The following is a 332-nucleotide window of genomic DNA, read 5'->3' on the forward strand; positions in this document are numbered from 1 at the left end:
TAGCTCAGCTGGATAGAGCAACGCCCTTCTAAGGCGTGTGTCCGGGGTTCGAATCCCTGTGCGCTCACCACATATATTGGGGATTAGCCAAGTCGGTAAGGCACATGACTTTGACTCATGTATGCGTAGGTTCAAGTCCTGCATCCCCAGCCATTAAATATTAAAGTAGGGTTCATTAGCTCAGCTGGCAGAGCACCTGACTCTTAATCAGGGTGTCCCGAGTTCGATCCTCGGATGAATCATTGGAAGTAAGATATGGAGAGGTGTCCGAGTGGTTTAAGGAGCTGGTCTTGAAAACCAGTGACTTCGAAAGGGGCCGTGGGTTCGAATCC

General features: G+C 50.0%; 2 tRNA genes. Both read left to right on the top strand.

Annotation, left to right across the window (positions count from 1 at the left end):
* Nucleotides 1–77: 77 nt before the first annotated feature.
* Nucleotides 78–153 (top strand) — tRNA-Gln (locus KGF52_RS21235).
* 16 nt (nt 154–169) lie between these two features.
* Nucleotides 170–242 (top strand) — tRNA-Lys (locus KGF52_RS21240).
* Nucleotides 243–332: the final 90 nt, after the last annotated feature.

Source organism: Clostridioides sp. ZZV15-6597 (assembly GCF_020657815.1).
In the GTDB taxonomy this organism is placed as follows: Bacteria; Bacillota; Clostridia; order Peptostreptococcales; family Peptostreptococcaceae; genus Clostridioides.